Genomic DNA, 15,166 nt, shown 5'->3' with positions numbered 1-15,166 from the left:
ACACCTAATCAATAGGCCAGAAGGTTATTCCGGGTCTGCCTTGTAGATCAACCGTTCGTCGCAAGGTGCGACGCGCAGGATGTTCGTGGTGCCCTGAACGTTGAACGGCACGCCGGCGGTCAGAACGATCTGGTCGGTTTCCGTGGCGAAGCCATGCTGGCGCGCGGCGCGGACGGCCGAGATCACGGCCCCTTTGAAGCGGTCTTGCTCTTCGGTGATGACGCAATGTGCGCCCCATGTCAGGCAGAGACGGCGAGCGGTGTTCATCAGAGGCGTCAGTGCAATGATCGGAACTTTGGGGCGTTCACGGGCAACCAGACCCACGGTCGTGCCCGATTGCGAGAAGACGGCGATGGCCTTGATGTCCGTCGCTTCGGCGATTTCGCGGGCGGCTGCCACGATGCCATCGGCCACAGTCGAGCGCTTGACGTTGCGGCTGGCCTCGATCACCTGCCGATAAGTCGGGTCACTTTCGACCGAGACGGCCACGTTGTTCATCGTGGTGACGGCTTCGATCGGGAACTTCCCGGCTGCAGATTCGGCAGACAACATGACCGCGTCGGCGCCTTCGTAGATGGCGGTCGCGACGTCCGACACCTCGGCCCGGGTGGGCATCGGCGATTCGATCATCGATTCCAGCATCTGGGTGGCGACGATCACCGGCTTGGCCGCGGCACGGGCCATGCGGACAAGACGCTTTTGGATCGGCGGCACCGAGTAGACGGGCAGTTCAACGCCAAGGTCACCACGGGCAACCATGATGCCGTCAGACACGGCGAGAATCGCCTCATAGGCTTTCACAGCAGCGGGTTTTTCGATCTTGGACAGAACCGCGGCGCGGCCTTTCGCCAGATCCTTGGCTTGAATCACGTCCTCGGGACGCTGCACGAAGGACAGGGCAAGCCAGTCGACGCCAAGTTCACAAGCGAATTCAAGATCCTTGAGATCCTTTTCCGACAGCGCGGCCAAGGGCAGCACCACGTCAGGGACGTTCACGCCCTTGCGGTTCGAGATGGTGCCGCCGACGGTCACCGTGCAATTGGCGAAATCGGGGCCGCAGTCATCGACCTGAAGGCGGATCTTGCCGTCATTGACCAGAAGGGTCGAGCCGGGTTCGAGGGCGGCGAAGATTTCAGGGTGGGGCAGCTGGACCCGGTCGCTGTCGCCGGGGGCATCGCTGAGATCAAGACGGAACTTGTCGCCGTCTTCCAGATCATGCGCGCCTGCGGCAAAGGTGCCAACGCGAAGTTTCGGCCCCTGAAGGTCGGCCAGAATGGCGATCGGCCTGCCGGTGTCGGATTCGACCTGACGGATGATCTGGTGGCGCGACCGGATATCGTCGTGCGTTCCGTGGCTCATGTTCAGGCGGAACACGTCTGCCCCGGCCTCGAACAGGGCGCGGATCATTTCGTAGTCACTGGATGCCGGGCCCAAAGTGGCCACGATCTTGACGTTCCGAAGGCGTCTCATGCCTTCCTCCTTCTTCAAATCTCGTTTCGCGGTGGGCCACGGGTGGGAATAGAGCAAAGGATGCGCCGGGGCAACTGGCGCATTTAGGCAGAATGGCCTAAATCCTCAAAAACTTGGATTAAAGAAACCTGTCGGAAAGAACTGCATCGAAATGCGGCACGAAGCGTTTGAAATTGTCGGTGAAGATCGCAAAGGCCCGTGGCTGGTGACTTGCGACCATGCAACCAATCGTGTGCCGGACTGGCTGGGCGGTGATCTGGGAATCGCCTCTGCGGACATGAATCGCCATATCGCCTACGATGTGGGCGCGCGCGGACTGGCTTTGGCTTTGGGTGCGGTGTTGGACAGCCCTGTGATCTGTTCGGATTTCAGCCGCTTGGTGATTGATCCTAACCGTGGGGAAGATGATCCGACGCTGCTGATGAAGCTGTATGACGGAACGATTATCCCGGCCAACCGCACTGCGGGCCCGGCTGAACGCGAAGAACGCTTGGCAAAGCTGTACCGCCCTTATCATGACGCCTATGCGAAACTGGCTGAAGGCAAGGTCATTCTGGCCGTGCATTCCTTTACCCCCTGTCTGAAGGGGAGAGCCCCGCGCCCTTGGCAAGTGGGCATTCTTTACAGCCATCTGGATGCGCGGTTGTCTCGCGCCGTGATTGATGCCCTTCGTCATGATCCGGATTTGTGCGTCGGTGATAATGAGCCCTATTCCGGCCATCTGCCGGGGGATGCAATTGACCGCCATGCGCTGCAACATGGACGTCACAACACGCTGGTCGAGTTGCGAAATGATCTGATTGCGGATGAAGAGGATCAGGTTGCTTGGGCAAAGCGCCTTGCACCGGTCTTGACGCAGGCTTTGGCCTTGGTTTCGGATTGAGACCAATTGGCCGGGGATCTGGGCTTGAGCCTGCGTCGAGGCTGAGCCATTCTTGAACAAATCAGGAGTATTCGATGGCCGATATCGACGAACAAACCCGCATTGAACTGGAAGCCGCTGCCTTTCGGACGCTGTTGCATCATCTGATGGAAAAGCGGCCGGATGTGCAGAACATCGACCTGATGAATCTGGGCGGATTTTGCCGCAACTGCCTCAGCCGCTGGTACCAAGAGGCCGCGAATGCGAAGGGTATCGAGATGGGCAAGGATGAGGCGCGCGAGATAATCTATGGCATGCCATATGCCGATTGGGTTGCCCGCAATCAGACCGAGGCCTCGGATGACAAGAAAGCGGCCTTCGAAAAGTCCTTTGCGGAAAATGTGGGTTCTGCGCCTAAGGCTTGAATTTCACTGTTTCCGCCTGTGGAACAATAGCCTTTAGGGGTGCTACTGTTCGCGCTGGCGCTAAAATCACCGGTGAAAGATGGCTAGAGTTTGACACTCTTGGCCAGAATTCGTTTCATCCAAACCACTTAACGGGTTGGGCCCGCATAGCTGTATTGGGGTGTTGGTATGGAATTGCTGTTTCTTCTTCCGATGGTTCTATTGGTTAGTCTTTTTGGGGTTTTTGGAGGCTCGGACGGTGGTGGTGGCGGCGGCGGCGGTGAGCCAGAGCCGGAGGAAGGGACTGCTGGTGACGATAGCCTGAGCGGAACCGCTCGTCCGGACCTGATGGACGGTCTTGCCGGAAATGACCTGCTGGAGGGCCTTGATGGCCGTGATACCCTTCTTGGATCGGAGGGCAACGATACCCTTGATGGTGGTCAGAAATCTGACCAACTGGAAGGTGGTGCGGGCGACGATCTGTTGCTGGGCGGTGTTGCCGATGACCTGCTGTTTGGCGATGACGGCGCCGACCGGCTATTCGGCGGCGGTGGCGAAGACAGTCTGGATGGCGGGGTTGGAAATGACCTTCTTTCCGGACTGAGCGGTAATGATCAGCTCTTGGGCGCTGATGGTGCCGATACGCTTTTGGGTGGTTCGGGCAATGACAGCATGGATGGCGAAGCAGGCGCGGATAGTCTTGAAGGTGGCGCTGGCGACGATCTTTTGATTGGCGGCGCCGACAATGATCAGGTCTATGGCGGTGCAGGCCGTGACACGCTGACAGGCGGTGCCGGTAATGACACGATCGACGGCGGCGATGATGACGACCTGCTGCGCACGGGTGGTGGTAGCGACAACGTGCTGGCCGGAAATGGCAATGATGTCGTTGAGATCGACGCGGCGACCGGAACCGTGAGGGTTGATCTGGGCGCTGGGGCTGACCGTTTGACCTCTCTCCTTAGCGGCGTGAATATTTTCGCCGATGGTGGGGCTGGAAGTGACACGCTATCGACCGGTAGCGGCGATGACTCGCTTGCTGGCGGCGGCGATAATGATGTTCTTAACAGTGGCGATGGAGACGACCAGGTCAATGGTGGCATTGGCAATGACTCGGTCTATGGCCAAGGCGGAGATGACATTCTGGATGGTGGCGCGGGCGACGATTCGGTGGACGGCGGTGCCGGGGCCGATACGATCTATGGCAACTTTGGGGCTGACCTTCTGAACGGGGGAGAGGGCGCGGACCTGATCTTGGCCGGTGACGGCAATGACACTGTGTCCGGTGGTGCGCTTTACGGAATTGACATAGTCGACCTTGGCAATGGCGATGACGTCCTGACCTATACCGGCACCTCTGCGGCGGACGGCAACGTCAGCGTTACGGGCGGTTGGGGTGAAGATGTGATTACCACGTCCTTCGGCAATGACTCGATTTCTGGCGACGAAAACAATGACCTGATCCGGTCTGGGCAGGGGTCTGACACCGTTTCCGGTGGGATCGGCAATGATACGATCCATGTTTCGGGCGGAGGTGACGTGATCTCTTCGGGCGGCGGGGCCGATGTTCTGGGCTGGACGAATGACAGCCAGTCTGGTCTGGCGATGTCGCGCGTGACCGATTTCGATGCGGCCAATGATGTGCTTCAGATCACGCCGGACGGGTCGGTGACGCCGCCGACGCTTGCCTTGCGGGCGGATGGGGCCAATACGATCGTGACCGTGAACGGCGTGGACGAACTGGTTCTGGAAGGCGTGTTGCCGACCGACCTGCCTGCCGGGGCTGTGGTTCTGGTCTGATCTGGCTGATCCGTGAAATGAAAAAGGGCGGGGAAACGACCCCGCCCTTTGCTTTTTTCATATGACCATAGCTTTAGAGGGCGGCTTTTCTAGTTTCGTCCAGATAGATTTCACGCATCCGGGTCGCGACGTTGCCGGGTGTGCCAGAGCCAACCTTGGCGCCGTCAATTTCGACCACAGGCATGACAAAGGCCGAAGCCGAGGTGATGAAAGCCTCATCCGCGGCCTGCGCCTCGGCGATGGTGAAGTTGCGCTCTTCGACTTCGAACTGGGCTTCCCGTGCAAAGCGGAGAACCGAAGCGCGGGTGATCCCATGCAGGATGTCGTTTGACAGGGCGCGGGTGATGATCTTGTTGCCTTTGACGATATAGGCGTTGTTCGACGTGCCTTCAGTGACAAAGCCGTCTTCGACAAACCACGCATCATCGACGCCGGCTTTCTTGGCCATCATCTTGCCCATGGACGGGTAAAGCAGTTGCACCGTCTTGATGTCGCGGCGACCCCAACGCTGATCGGGGATCGAGATGACTTTCCAGCCAGTCTTGGCGGCGGGGCTGTTGGCGAGGCCGGGTTTGGACTGGGTGAACAGGACAACCGTTGGGGCCACATCATCGGCAGGATAGGCGAAGTCACGGTCGCCGGGATTGCCACGGGTCACTTGCAGATAGACCATGCCATCGACCACGGCGTTCTTTGCCACGATTTCGCGGAAGATCGCCAGCCATTCGGCGTCGGAATGGGGGTTCTTCATTTCCAGTTCGGCAAGTGAACGGGCAAGGCGCACGCAATGGCCCTGAAAGTCGATCAATTTGCCATCGAGCACTGAGGTCACTTCATAGACCCCGTCCGCCATCAGGAAGCCACGGTCAAAGACCGATACCTTGGCTTCGGCTTCGGGCAGGTAGTCTCCGTTGACATAGACGATGCGGCTCATGCGGACCTCCGGGTTTGCTTGCGTCCTTGTGTTGCACAAAACCGCTTGCGGTCAAGCCGCCATCTGTGCCGATCAGGGCCGCGAAGCAGAAGCGATGGACGCGATATGTCGCAGATCGGTGCCGCAGCATCCGCCCAGAACCCGGATCGCCGGAAGTTCCCGGCGCAGCGCGGCGAGTTGATGGCCCAGTTCTTCGGGGTCGCCATCGTCCAGCTCTTCGGCCCCGTCCAGTTCCGCATGGCTGTGGCGCGAGGCATTGGCGACAAAGCCGTGCAATCGGGGGATCGCGCCCTGGGCAAGCGCAGGGGCGATATGTTCCGGGTGGGCGCAGTTGACCATGAAGAACCGGGCCGCGCCGGAAGTGGCCTGATCGGCCCTTTCGATCGCCTCTCGCAACGGCATTCCGTCGGCGAGGCATCCATCGGTTTCCACCACGAAAGAGACGACGACCGGAATGCCTGCTGCCCCGGCTGCAAGGATGATACCCTGTGCCTCTTCCGTCGATCCGATGGTATAGGCCGTCAGAAGCTCTGCCCCGGACTTGGCGGCAGTGTCGATCTGACGGGCGTGATAATCGCGTGCTGCCTGAACCGAGGCCATTCCCTTTTCATAGCCATCGCCGCGCGGCCCAAGCTGAGCAGAAATGCAAACATCGTCGGCGGCATGTTCCATGGCAAAGGCCACCGCTTCTGCATTTATCCGGTCTAGGTCTTCGGTTGGCCAGTTGATTGCCGCCGCACGGTCCGGGCTGGCCATCCAAGTGGGGGTGTCGATCATGATCCCTGCCCCGAACGCGCGGCCGATCGCGATGAGATCGAGATAGTAATCGCGAAGGCGCTGACGTCCTTCATCCGAGCGCAGCATGGGAAAGGCCGCAAAACCCGGCAGATCCCAAGACTTGTTGAAGATCAGATCGGTTTCCATTCCGGTCCAGGCAAGCCAGAGACGGTTATCCGCGATGTTGGGAACGGCCATGTTGTTTCCTTGCGTGGTTATGGCCCGCATCCCGGAGCGATCTGGTGTCCCGCGCCGGCAGGGGCAGGGAAAGATCTTGCTGAGGGTAGCACAATCTGCCCCGGCTGTCGCCTGTAGGGTGTCGGGAAATTGCTGCGGGTGCAAAGGAGTGCTTGCGCGGCGCAGCGCAATAATCTAACCAATGCGCAGCATCCCGTGAAATTTCCTTTCGAAGAGGACGAAGATGAGCTTCCGTATCCAGCCGCCCGCACCCGCCCGTCCCAATCGTTGCCAATTGTTTGGGCCCGGCTCTCGGCCCGCGATCTTTGAGAAAATGGCGTCCAGTGCTGCTGATGTCATCAATCTGGACCTTGAGGACTCGGTCGCACCTTCGGACAAGGTGCAGGCTCGCGCGAATATCATTCAGGCGATCAACGAGATTGACTGGGGCAAGAAGACGCTTTCGGTGCGGATCAACGGTCTGGATACGCCTTATTGGTATCGGGATGTGGTTGACCTGCTGGAACAGGCTGGTGAGCGGCTTGACCAGATCATGATCCCGAAGGTCGGCTGTGCCGAGGATGTTTATGCTGTCGACGCATTGGTGACGGCAATTGAACGTGCCAAAGGGCGCAAGAAGCCGATTTCCTTCGAAGTGATCATCGAGAGCGCGGCTGGTATCGCGCATGTCGAGGAAATCGCGGCTTCGAGCCCGCGCCTGCAGGCAATGAGCCTTGGTGCGGCTGATTTTGCGGCCAGCATGGGTATGCAGACGACCGGAATCGGCGGCACTCAGGAAAACTATTACATGCTGCGCGAAGGCGTAAAGCATTGGTCCGACCCTTGGCATTGGGCGCAGGCGGCCATTGTGGCGGCCTGTCGGACCCATGGGGTTCTGCCGGTAGATGGGCCGTTTGGCGACTTTTCGGACGACGAAGGGTTCCGCGCACAGGCGTTGCGGTCTGCGACCTTGGGAATGGTTGGCAAATGGGCAATTCACCCAAAGCAGGTGGCTATAGCGAATGAAGTGTTCACGCCCTCTGAGGCGGCTGTTTCCGAAGCCCGCGAGATTTTGAAGGCTATGGATGAGGCCAAAGCCCGCGGTGAAGGTGCAACGGTGTATAAGGGGCGTCTGGTCGATATTGCCAGCATTAAGCAGGCCGAAGTGATCGTTCGTCAGTCTGAGCTGATTTCCGGATGATAACGGAATCGTTGACATACTGCCCGAAATAAGGGCAGGTTTCGGCAACTTCCGCTGCGTAACGGGCGGACACAAAAGATACCCGCGCTGCGATCCAGGGGAGAGGAGGCCCCTCGCAGCAAAACGGGGAGGAAGCGCGCCCTGTGGTTCGACCACAGGGCGTTGCTGTTTTCGGGTCACGCTTTTGATCTTGGATCTCGCATAGAGCGAGCGATTTGCGGCACGGTCTGAAGCCTGCCGAGTTGCATCCGCCCGCAGTCAAGGCCATATAGAGCCAAGCATTGCGGGAGTGGGCCATGAACTACCTGGAATTCGAAAAGCCTTTGGCTGAAATTGAGGGCAAGGCGGAAGAGCTGCGCGCGATGGCGCGGAGCAATCCGGGTATGGATGTGGCGAAAGAAGCCGAGGCCTTGGACAAGAAGGCCGAAGCGATGCTGAAGGATCTTTACAAGGATCTTTCGCCTTGGCGCAAATGTCAGGTCGCGCGGCATCCTGATCGGCCACACTGCAAAGATTACATTGATGCCTTGTTCACCGAATTCACCTCGATGTCCGGCGATCGTAATTTTGCCGAAGACCATGCTGTCATGGGGGGGATTGCCCGTTTCAATGACCAGCCTGTGATGATCATTGGCCATGAAAAAGGCAACGACACCAAAAGCCGGATTGAGCGCAATTTCGGGATGGCGCGGCCGGAAGGCTATCGTAAGGCCATTCGCCTGATGGATATGGCAGACCGGTTCCGGTTGCCTGTGATTACCCTTGTCGATACCCCCGGTGCCTATCCCGGCAAGGGCGCCGAGGAGCGTGGCCAGTCGGAGGCGATTGCGCGCAGCACCCAGAAATGTCTCGAGATCGGCGTTCCACTGATTTCTATCGTGATCGGCGAAGGCGGTTCGGGCGGGGCTGTTGCCTTTGCAAGTGCCAACCGTGTCGCGATGTTGGAGCATTCGGTCTATTCGGTGATTTCACCCGAAGGCTGCGCCTCGATCCTTTGGAAGGATGCCGAAAAGATGCGCGAAGCAGCAGAGGCCTTGCGCCTTACGGCACAAGATCTGCAGAAACTGGGGGTTGTCGATCGGATCATTAAAGAGCCGATGGGGGGCGCGCAGCGCGGTCGCAAAGAAACGATTGAGGCCGTCGGCAAAGGCATTGAAGCGATGCTGAAAGAATTTGCCGGCAAGAAGCCCGAGGTGCTGATCAAAGAGCGTCGGACCAAGTTCCTTGAAATGGGGTCAAAGGGGCTTGCTGCTTGAACCCTTGGGTCTTGGTGATCCTAGCCGGGCTTATGGAAACGGGCTGGGCCATTGGTCTGAAATATTCGGATGGTTTCACGAAACCTTTGCCCTCGGCGCTGACCATCGCCGGAGCCTTGGCAAGTTTCTGGATGCTTTCTCTAGCGATGAAGGATTTGCCGGTTGGCACAGCCTATGCCGTCTGGGTTGGGATCGGCGCCGTTGGCACAGCAGTGGCTGCGGTGGCCTTTTTCGGTGATCCTGTCAGCCTTTTCAGGGTCTTGGGAATCGCCTTGATCATCGCGGGAATTGTTGCGCTGAAACTGGCCTGATGGCCCATATCACCACATGGTCTTAGACGCGCGTTCTGGCCAACCCTCATCGTAGGTTTTGCTTTCGATCTCACCTTCGGTGATTTCTTGCAGCATCTGACCGACAGTCGGCAGGCCCGTTGATTGGTCCCCCATAGACCACAAGCCGGACCGCACCAGAGCACGCGCGCATTGCGAATACACTTCGGCAACTTTGATCACGACCACTGATCGCGGAGTTTTCCCGTCTTTCCCGAATTTCGCAGTGATTTCTGGATCTATCGTCACAATTGCAGTGCCGTTCACGCGCATGGCCACCGTGCATCCGGCAATAAGGAATAACAGACTGACACGACCATCGCGCACGATGTTGCGAAGCGCATCAATGCGGTTGTTGCCGCGCCAATCGGGCATAAGGAGCGTGCGATCATCTTGGATATGCACAACAGGTCCGTCATCGCCGCGCGGTGTGCCGTCTGTTCCTTCTGGACCGACGGTCGAGAGTACGCAAAACCGGGACCGTTCGATCCATTCGCGATACGATGTTGTCAGTCGCGACGTGACCTTGCGCACCGCCGGTTCGGCAGGTGTGCCGTAAAGGGCGTGAAGCGCGTCAAGATCTGTGACGGCTTTCATGGCTTTGCCCCACCAAAACCAGCATCTGCCATCAACCGATTAGAGTTCGTTTCCACCTCGGCTTCCAACCGCTTCATGAAGTCGGGGACCGACAGGCCCTGCTCGATCGGGGTCAGGAATTCGACGACGGCAAGACCGGGGGTTCGCAACAAACTGCGTTTTGGCCAGAAAAGCCCGACATTCGCGGCGACCGGAACGCAGGTCTGACCCAACTGTTCGTAGAGAAGACCTGTTCCCACCTTATATGGACGTACGTCGCCCGGCGCTACGCGAGTGCCTTGCGGATAGATGATCAGCTGACCAGGATCGGCAGCGCCTTTCGCGACATCTGCTTTCATTTTGGTGATGGCTGCTCCGCGTTTGCCACGATCAACCATCACACAACCGATACGCATCGCGTATTGTCCCAGAATGGGCGTGTACATAAGTTCACGTTTCATGATGAATTTGCCACGCGGGACGGCATTGAAAATCATCAGGATGTCCAGAAAGCTTTGATGCTTTGCGGCAATCATGACTTCGCCTGTCGGCGGCGTTCCGCGAACCTCGCTGCGAATGCCGCACATGATGCGAACTGTAAACAAGACCCAACGGCAAAATGCTTTGCAGGCCGCAAAGGCCCCTTCTTTCGAGAGGAGCGCCCAAGGAAAGAACAAGATGCCGATGACCAGCATCGCGACGTACATTTGCACGATAAAGAGGATCGAAAGGATCCAGCGGACAATGATCATCAAGGAAGCCCTTTTAAGGTGCGCAAGGCGGCAAAACGTGTGGCCGCGAAGGCCACAATAGCGGCAAGTGGCGGCAGCACCAGCGGCAGAAGCCAGCCAAGACCTTGGAAGCCCAATCCGGTGAGAAATCCGCCCGCCTCGTCGACGCGCGGAAGCAGAAGAATGCCTATTGTGGCAATCAGGGCGCCGATTGTCGCGCCGCCGAACGCCCGCAAGGTGAAGCGCCGCACGAAGGCGCGGACGATATACTGGTCCTTTGCGCCGACAAGACGGAGGACGCGGATCACCTGCAAATTGGCGGCTAAGGCTGCATTCGCCGCAAGGGTGATCATGGCGGCGGTCGCCCCGGCGATGAGGAGAAGCGATAGCAATCCCAAAAGCCGCAGGCGGTCGGCAGCAATGGCCAAAGGCCTGCGCCAGCGTGTGTGATCGTCAAGGACGGCCCCCGGCGCTTCGGCCACAAGACGTTGTCGAAGCCCCTCGCTGTCATAACCTTCAGAGGACTCGGTCAGTTCAATCAATCGGGGGAGCGGCAGCGCATCGACCGGAAGATCTGGGCCAAACCAAGGTTCCAGAAGTTTGCGCTGTTCGTCGGTTTCAATGGCACGCGCTTCTGCGATGCCTGGTGTCGCGGCAAGCAGTGACAGGACAGCGGCGACTTGGGTCTGCATCTGATCCGCAGGCGCCGAGATGCGGATGGTCGCTGTGCCCGCAAGCGACGTTGCCCAACGTTCAGCAAGCCTGCCTGAAGCAAGCGACAAGGCCAAGGCAAAAACCGCCAGAAATGCCATAGCGCCCGATGTGAACAGCGTGAGTTGCGCCGTGAACCCGGAAGGCGGAACCACGCGGTCGGCATGTTGGTCAGCGGCAAGTAAGGACAGCAGTTTCACAGATCGGCCCCGGCAAGTTGGATGCGGCGGTTCTTGATGCGCAACACGCGGGCTGACACTTGCGATTTTGCTTGTCGGATCAGGTTTAGATCGTGGGTTGCGACCAGAATGGTTTTTCCCATCCTGTTCAATTCGACCAGCAACGTCAGCAGCCGCAGGGACATTTCCCAATCCAAGTTGCCTGTCGGCTCGTCGGCCAGAATGACATCTGGGTCCATGATGATGGCGCGGGCCAACGCCGCGCGTTGACGTTCCCCGCCAGAGAGGGAGGGCGGAAGGGCATCGCCCAAAGTTCGAAGACCAACCCAATTCAAAAGCTCGGTCAAATTCCGTGTATCAACTGGACGGCTGGCGACGGTGAGCGGAAGGCAAACATTCGCTGCCAAGGGAAGGTGGTCCAAGAATTGGCAATCTTGATGTACTACGCCGATCCTCCGGCGGTTCATCGCAACGTCATCCCGGCTCAGGCTGCGGAGATCACGGTCGAACAGTGAGATGTGACCCGAGGTGGGCAGCAGGTCAGCATAAGCAAGTTTGAGGAAGGTCGATTTGCCTGCGCCGGACGGGCCAGTCAAGAAGTGAAACGATCCTGGAGCGAGGCGGAGCGAGATCTCTGACAAGAGTTCTCCGCCGCCATAGTTATAGGCCACATTCTCGAAAGCGATCACGCTGGTTACCCCTTTGGTCAGACGCAACTTCGCTGAAAAAGTAGGAGGTTTCAATTGCGGTGGTGCTGGCCTTAACCACGATCTCTTGGAATTGTTTCATTTCGGCGCTACAAGAAAAAACCAAAGCCCTACTAAAAGGGGATCGGGGGTCGAGCTTAATGCGTATCATCTGTCCAAATTGCGACGCCCAGTATGAGGTTGATGACAATGCCATTCCTCCGGAAGGGCGCGATGTCCAATGCTCGAACTGTGGGAATGCTTGGTTTCAGGCCGCACCTGTGGGTGCGGAGAAACTGACTGCTGCATTGTATCAAGAACCGACCCCACAGGCGGCCCCGCCTGAAGCCTTGGATCAGGGTGACGACGTAGACGATCTGCCCGAACCCCCCGCAGCACCGCGGCGATCCTTGGACGATGCCGTACTTTCCGTGCTGCGCGAAGAAGCTGAACGTGAAGTGCAAGCCCGAAAGGTCGAGGCGCAAGGACTTGAGATGCAGGGGGATCTGGGGTTGCCGCCGCCAGTGAATCCCGCTGTGGGTCGTCCTTTGCGCGAAGAGCGTGTGTCCGATGAACCCGAGATGACGGACGCAGAGAGGCATATTGCACGCATGAAGGGGATGCCTGTTCCCCAGCAAAAACCAGCTGCGCGGCGCGACTTGCTGCCTGATATCGAGGAAATCAATTCGTCCTTGAAGCCAAGTGAAGTGGCTCAAACTGTCGCGTACGAAAAGGCGGATAGCCAACCCGAAAAATCCGGATTCCGCTCTGGGTTTACCTTGATGCTGATCCTCGCCGTCATCGTGATCGCGCTTTACGTCATGGCGCCGAAAATTGGGGAACAGATCCCTGAATTGGCGGGAACGATGGACGCCTACGTTTCGTCGATAGATGCTTTGCGCTTGGGACTGGACACGATGATCCGCAAAGCGACGGTTTTCCTGCAGGGATTGGCTGGCGCCTAGGCTATCTGAGTGTTTCGTGACGCGGCGTCGGACGTGACATTGCGTCTGGGCAGAGCCATTCTTTCGATCAAAGTCGGAGGAATGCCATGACCTTTTATCCCAACCTGTTGTCACCGCTTGAACTTGGCCATGTGACCTTGCCCAACCGGGTGCTGATGGGGTCGATGCACACGGGGCTGGAAGAGACTGGCGACTGGAACCGGGTTGCTGAATTCTATGCCGAACGTGCGCGGGGCGGGGTGGGTCTGATCGTAACCGGGGGGATGGCCCCGAACAAAGAAGGTGGCGTTTTTCCGGGCGCTGCGGGGTTGCATTCGGAAAAGGATATTTCGAACCACAGGATCGTTACCGAGCGGGTCCATGCAAGCGGTGGACGGATCGCGATGCAAATCCTGCATGCTGGCCGATATGCTTATGGAAAGGATTGCGTCGCCCCTAGTGCCGTGAAGTCGCCCATTTCGCCCTTCGTGCCAACGGCCTTGGACGAGGTGGGAATTGAAAAGCAGATCTCTGATATCGTGACGGCGGCTATTCGTGCAAAGCAGGCCGGGTACGATGGCGCAGAGATCATGGGAAGCGAAGGATACTTCCTTAACCAGTTCCTCGTGCGCCACACCAATCGCCGCGAAGATAGATGGGGAGGTGCTTATGAAAATCGGATGCGGCTTCCGGTGGAGGTCGTGCGTCGGGTGCGCGAAGCGGTCGGCCCCGAATTTATCCTGATTTACCGGATCAGTCTGATTGATCTGGTGCCGAATGGATCCACTTGGGAAGAGGTGGTCACGCTGGCCAAGGCAATTGAAGCGGCGGGCGCTTCGATCCTGAATACTGGTATTGGTTGGCATGAGGCGCGTGTGCCGACGATTGCAACCAGTGTACCAAGAGCTGCATTTACTTGGCTTACCGCGCGCTTGCGTCCCGAGGTTTCGATCCCGGTCATCGCCTCTAACCGGATCAATACGCCAGAAGTGGCCGAACGCATTCTGGCTTCGGGCGAAGCCGATATGGTCAGTATGGCCCGCCCGTTTCTAGCGGACCCTGACTTTGTGCGAAAAGCAGCGGAAGGCAAATCCGGCCAAATCGCACCTTGCATCGCGTGCAATCAGGCCTGCCTTGACCACACCTTTAGTGGGAAGCTTACCAGTTGTCTTGTAAACCCCAGGGCCTGCAGCGAAACCGAACTGACCTATTCCGCGACCGATCGAACAAAGCAAATTGCGGTGGTCGGGGCTGGACCGGCGGGCCTGATGACAGCGTTGGTCGCGGCCGAGCGTGGACATGAGGTGACGCTTTTCGAAGCTTCTGACCGCGTCGGAGGGCAGTTGCACTTGGCTGCCGCCGTCCCCGGAAAGGAAGAGTTCAAGGGTTTGATAAGCTGGTTTCAGACAATGCTGGATGCCAGCAATGTGAAGCAGCGTCTTGGGTGCCGTGCCAACGTTGATGACATGAGTGGCTTTGATGACATCGTCATCGCGACAGGCGTTCAGCCAAGAGATATCGGACTTGCAGGGCAGGATAAGGCTAAGTCCTACATAGAGGTTCTGCGCGGAGCAGAGGTTGGCAAGAGGGTTGCGATCGTTGGGGCTGGCGGCATCGGCTTTGATGTGGCCGAGTATCTGGTTCATCAAGGAAAATCTCCGACAGAAGATCTGGAACTTTGGAAGCGGGAATGGGGCGTTGGAGATCCGGCAGAGGTGGCCGGAGGGTTGGCACCATCAGGACCAGAACCAGAGCCGCCGGCGCGAGATATTTGGCTTCTGCAGCGCAAGGCTGAAAAACCGGGGCGTCATCTGGGAAAGACCACAGGCTGGATTCATCGCGCTGCCTTGCAGATGAAAGGAGTGAAGATGGTCGGAGGGGTAAGCTACGAAGGTGTCGTTGATGATGGGTTGGCGATCCAACGTGACGGACAGATTGAAGTGCTGCCGGTTGATGATGTGGTCCTTTGCGCCGGACAGGTATCCGAGCGAACATTGGCTGACGCTTTGATCGCTGCGGGTAAGACCGTTCATGTGATTGGTGGTGCCGACGTCGCTGCAGAGCTTGATGCAAAGCGGGCGATCAACCAAGCCGCGCGCCTTGCGGCGAGCCTTTAGCGGTTTCTATCC

At 58.3% G+C, this 15,166-nt stretch carries 15 protein-coding genes; 8 read left to right on the top strand and 7 right to left on the bottom strand.

Going from position 1 to position 15,166, the window contains the following annotated elements:
* Positions 1–24: 24 nt before the first annotated feature.
* On the bottom strand, positions 25–1,470 hold the full coding sequence (gene pyk / locus ACSBLW_RS11605) for a pyruvate kinase (RefSeq protein WP_435256781.1): 1,446 nt from the start codon (positions 1,468–1,470) through the stop codon (positions 25–27).
* Positions 1,471–1,621: 151 nt separating this feature from the next.
* Here pyk and ACSBLW_RS11600 point away from each other — a divergent pair, with 151 nt between their 5' ends.
* The 3 genes from ACSBLW_RS11600 (at position 1,622) to ACSBLW_RS11590 (ending at position 4,536) form a co-directional block, all read left to right on the top strand.
* The gene (locus ACSBLW_RS11600) at positions 1,622–2,353 is read left to right on the top strand and encodes an N-formylglutamate amidohydrolase (protein WP_435256780.1); all 732 of its coding nucleotides are present in this window, start codon (positions 1,622–1,624) and stop codon (positions 2,351–2,353) included.
* Between the two features lie 74 nt (positions 2,354–2,427).
* Entirely contained in the window at positions 2,428–2,757 is a 330-nt protein-coding gene (locus ACSBLW_RS11595) for a DUF1244 domain-containing protein (protein ID WP_435256779.1), read from the top strand.
* 168 nt (positions 2,758–2,925) lie between these two features.
* A complete protein-coding gene (locus ACSBLW_RS11590; protein WP_435256778.1) occupies positions 2,926–4,536 on the top strand; it encodes a calcium-binding protein in 1,611 nt (536 codons plus the stop codon).
* 73 nt (positions 4,537–4,609) lie between these two features.
* On the opposite strand, the gene ACSBLW_RS11585 is transcribed toward ACSBLW_RS11590, so the two are convergent.
* Together ACSBLW_RS11585 and ACSBLW_RS11580 are read right to left on the bottom strand one after the other, a co-directional pair.
* The gene (locus ACSBLW_RS11585) at positions 4,610–5,470 is read right to left on the bottom strand and encodes a D-amino-acid transaminase (protein WP_435256777.1); all 861 of its coding nucleotides are present in this window, start codon (positions 5,468–5,470) and stop codon (positions 4,610–4,612) included.
* Between the two features lie 72 nt (positions 5,471–5,542).
* Complete coding sequence (locus ACSBLW_RS11580) at positions 5,543–6,445, bottom strand: homocysteine S-methyltransferase family protein (RefSeq protein ID WP_435256776.1); 903 nt, start codon at positions 6,443–6,445, stop codon at positions 5,543–5,545.
* Positions 6,446–6,668: 223 nt separating this feature from the next.
* On the opposite strand from ACSBLW_RS11580, the gene ACSBLW_RS11575 reads away from it, so the two are divergent.
* From ACSBLW_RS11575 to ACSBLW_RS11565, 3 genes are all read left to right on the top strand, one after another.
* Positions 6,669–7,625: an L-malyl-CoA/beta-methylmalyl-CoA lyase gene (locus tag ACSBLW_RS11575; RefSeq protein WP_435256775.1), complete on the top strand. Its 957-nt coding sequence runs from the start codon at positions 6,669–6,671 to the stop codon at positions 7,623–7,625.
* Between the two features lie 296 nt (positions 7,626–7,921).
* Positions 7,922–8,881: an acetyl-CoA carboxylase carboxyltransferase subunit alpha gene (locus ACSBLW_RS11570; RefSeq protein ID WP_435256774.1), complete on the top strand. Its 960-nt coding sequence runs from the start codon at positions 7,922–7,924 to the stop codon at positions 8,879–8,881.
* Positions 8,878–9,192: a DMT family transporter gene (locus tag ACSBLW_RS11565; protein WP_435256773.1), complete on the top strand. Its 315-nt coding sequence runs from the start codon at positions 8,878–8,880 to the stop codon at positions 9,190–9,192. The genes ACSBLW_RS11570 and ACSBLW_RS11565 overlap by 4 nt, the downstream gene beginning before the upstream one ends.
* 9 nt (positions 9,193–9,201) lie before the next feature.
* On the opposite strand, the gene ACSBLW_RS11560 is transcribed toward ACSBLW_RS11565, so the two are convergent.
* From ACSBLW_RS11560 to ACSBLW_RS11545, 4 genes are read right to left on the bottom strand one after another with little or no spacing between them, the layout of a single operon-like run.
* Positions 9,202–9,807, bottom strand: coding sequence for a pyridoxamine 5'-phosphate oxidase family protein (locus ACSBLW_RS11560; protein WP_435256772.1), 606 nt, complete (start codon positions 9,805–9,807; stop codon positions 9,202–9,204).
* Positions 9,804–10,538 carry a lysophospholipid acyltransferase family protein gene (locus tag ACSBLW_RS11555; RefSeq protein ID WP_435256771.1) on the bottom strand — a complete coding sequence of 245 codons (735 nt, stop codon included), beginning with the start codon at positions 10,536–10,538 and terminating at the stop codon, positions 9,804–9,806. The genes ACSBLW_RS11560 and ACSBLW_RS11555 overlap by 4 nt, the downstream gene beginning before the upstream one ends.
* Complete coding sequence (locus ACSBLW_RS11550; RefSeq protein ID WP_435256770.1) at positions 10,538–11,428, bottom strand: cell division protein FtsX; 891 nt, start codon at positions 11,426–11,428, stop codon at positions 10,538–10,540. Before ACSBLW_RS11550 ends, ACSBLW_RS11555 begins: the two co-directional genes overlap by 1 nt.
* Positions 11,425–12,096: a cell division ATP-binding protein FtsE gene (locus ACSBLW_RS11545; protein WP_435260098.1), complete on the bottom strand. Its 672-nt coding sequence runs from the start codon at positions 12,094–12,096 to the stop codon at positions 11,425–11,427. The genes ACSBLW_RS11550 and ACSBLW_RS11545 overlap by 4 nt, the downstream gene beginning before the upstream one ends.
* A 158-nt stretch (positions 12,097–12,254) precedes the next feature.
* On the opposite strand from ACSBLW_RS11545, the gene ACSBLW_RS11540 reads away from it, so the two are divergent.
* Complete coding sequence (locus ACSBLW_RS11540; protein ID WP_435256769.1) at positions 12,255–13,058, top strand: zinc-ribbon domain-containing protein; 804 nt, start codon at positions 12,255–12,257, stop codon at positions 13,056–13,058.
* Positions 13,059–13,144: 86 nt separating this feature from the next.
* Positions 13,145–15,154: an FAD-dependent oxidoreductase gene (locus ACSBLW_RS11535; protein WP_435256768.1), complete on the top strand. Its 2,010-nt coding sequence runs from the start codon at positions 13,145–13,147 to the stop codon at positions 15,152–15,154.
* Positions 15,155–15,166 lie beyond the last annotated feature (12 nt).

This window comes from Thioclava sp. FR2 (genome assembly GCF_051200875.1).
Classification (GTDB): Bacteria; Pseudomonadota; Alphaproteobacteria; order Rhodobacterales; family Rhodobacteraceae; genus Pseudotabrizicola.
The sequence above is the reverse complement of the archived record's forward strand: the minus strand, read 5'-3'. Positions and strand labels throughout refer to the sequence as shown.

What these genes read in the sequence shown, in the direction of transcription:
- ACSBLW_RS11570 (WP_435256774.1), top strand. Translation starts at nt 7,922, where the DNA reads ATGAACTACCTGGAATTCGAAAAGCCTTTGGCTGAAATTGAGGGCAAG.
- ACSBLW_RS11535 (WP_435256768.1), top strand. Translation starts at nt 13,145, where the DNA reads ATGACCTTTTATCCCAACCTGTTGTCACCGCTTGAACTTGGCCATGTG.
- ACSBLW_RS11580 (WP_435256776.1), bottom strand. Translation starts at nt 6,445, where the DNA reads ATGGCCGTTCCCAACATCGCGGATAACCGTCTCTGGCTTGCCTGGACC.
- ACSBLW_RS11600 (WP_435256780.1), top strand. Translation starts at nt 1,622, where the DNA reads ATGCGGCACGAAGCGTTTGAAATTGTCGGTGAAGATCGCAAAGGCCCG.
- ACSBLW_RS11595 (WP_435256779.1), top strand. Translation starts at nt 2,428, where the DNA reads ATGGCCGATATCGACGAACAAACCCGCATTGAACTGGAAGCCGCTGCC.
- ACSBLW_RS11540 (WP_435256769.1), top strand. Translation starts at nt 12,255, where the DNA reads ATGCGTATCATCTGTCCAAATTGCGACGCCCAGTATGAGGTTGATGAC.
- ACSBLW_RS11585 (WP_435256777.1), bottom strand. Translation starts at nt 5,470, where the DNA reads ATGAGCCGCATCGTCTATGTCAACGGAGACTACCTGCCCGAAGCCGAA.
- pyk (WP_435256781.1), bottom strand. Translation starts at nt 1,470, where the DNA reads ATGAGACGCCTTCGGAACGTCAAGATCGTGGCCACTTTGGGCCCGGCA.
- ACSBLW_RS11555 (WP_435256771.1), bottom strand. Translation starts at nt 10,538, where the DNA reads ATGATCATTGTCCGCTGGATCCTTTCGATCCTCTTTATCGTGCAAATG.
- ACSBLW_RS11590 (WP_435256778.1), top strand. Translation starts at nt 2,926, where the DNA reads ATGGAATTGCTGTTTCTTCTTCCGATGGTTCTATTGGTTAGTCTTTTT.
- ACSBLW_RS11575 (WP_435256775.1), top strand. Translation starts at nt 6,669, where the DNA reads ATGAGCTTCCGTATCCAGCCGCCCGCACCCGCCCGTCCCAATCGTTGC.
- ACSBLW_RS11560 (WP_435256772.1), bottom strand. Translation starts at nt 9,807, where the DNA reads ATGAAAGCCGTCACAGATCTTGACGCGCTTCACGCCCTTTACGGCACA.